The sequence below is a fragment of the Pedobacter panaciterrae genome (assembly GCF_013204795.1).
In the GTDB taxonomy this organism is placed as follows: domain Bacteria; phylum Bacteroidota; class Bacteroidia; order Sphingobacteriales; family Sphingobacteriaceae; genus Pedobacter; species Pedobacter panaciterrae.
In genome coordinates this window covers 1-1,553 of the sequence record NZ_JABMKW010000013.1, presented here as the reverse complement: position 1 = coordinate 1,553, position 1,553 = coordinate 1, and the positions used below count along the sequence as shown (strand labels likewise).

1 protein-coding gene is annotated in these 1,553 nt (G+C 48.3%); it reads left to right on the top strand.

Going from position 1 to position 1,553, the window contains the following annotated elements; translation table 11 throughout:
- The coding region (locus HQN86_RS07720; protein WP_172660446.1) for a putative Ig domain-containing protein at positions 1–1,553 on the top strand (1,553 nt) is incomplete at both ends.

Genomic DNA, 1,553 nt, shown 5'->3' with positions numbered 1-1,553 from the left:
AGATGGTTTGCTACGGCCAGCAGTACAACAGTACTTGCCACCGGGGAGACCTTTACTACCCCTGCACTGACTGCTACTACTACCTATTATATAGAAGTAAGCAAAGCTGGTTGTGCAAATGTAGAGCGTGTACCTGTTAAGGTAACGGTAAATCCAGCAATTGTTTTTGCGACTACAGTATTGAGCAATGCTACAGTAAACTCATCCTATTCAAAACAGATCAATGTGGCTACCGGTGGTACGCCAGCATTTACTTATACCCTTGCGGCAGGCAGCAGCTTACCTGCAGGACTGACTTTATCAGCTAACGGTACAATTGGCGGGACCCCGACAGCCTCCGGAGACTTCACTTTCTCTGTTGTTGCAACCGACAGTAAACTGTGTACAGCAACAGCGGCTTATACTTTAAAAGTAACAGCAGCTTTGGCGCTTCCTGCGGCTACTTTACCAAACGGCATTGTAGGTACCGTATATCCTACGCAGACCATACCTGCAGCTACAGGCGGTACTACACCATATACCTATACTGCCACCAATCTTCCTCCGGGTCTGACCTTTAACCCGTCGACCAGGGAGATCACCGGTACCCCTACACAGAAAGGTACATTTGTAATTCCTGTTACGGCTACTGATGCGAACGGCAACAGTGTATCCAATGATTATACCATTATTGTAAGGGATCCATTGGTATTGCCGGCCGCTACCCTGGCAGATGGTACAGTAGGTGTTCCTTATCCTGCACAGACCATTCCGGCTGCAACAGGAGGGGCGGGTCCTTATACTTACAGTGCTACAGGCATACCTGCAGGACTGAGCTTTGATCCATTAACCCGTACCATCACCGGGACACCAACTACAAAAGGTACCTTTACTATTCCGGTAAAAGTTACCGATGCAGACGGTAACAGTGTTACCAGAAATTATACAATAAAAGTAAGCGATCCACTGGTGCTGCCGGCAAAAGTTCTTGCAGACGGTACAGCGGGTACACTATATGCTACCGAGACCCTTCCATCAGCAACAGGTGGTACCGGTCCTTATACTTATGTTGCCACTAATCTTCCTGCGGGATTAAGCTTTAATGCCACTACCCGTCAGATCAGCGGAACACCAACCCAGTCTGGTTCTTACAATATAAATGTAGAAGTTACCGATGCTGTGGGAGCAAAAGCTACCCAGACCTATGCTTTAAAAGTAAATGGGGTATTGTCACTTCCTACAGCGGTATTGCCAGCTGGTCTGGTAGGTACAGTTTACCCTGCCCAGACCTTACCTGCAGTAACCGGCGGTACATCACCATATACCTATGCTGCAACAGGTGTCCCTGCAGGACTGAGCTTTGATCCTTTAACCCGTAAACTTACAGGTACCCCTGCAACCGGCGGGAACTATACGATCAAGGTAACTGCAACGGATGCGAACAACCTATCTACCAGTACAGATTATGCATTGGTAGTTAATGTTGGCGCCCCTGTAGTTGCGGGAGCTACTACCTGCAGTGGTACTACAGCAACACTGACCGTATCCAATACCCTTCCGGGAGTAACGTACAG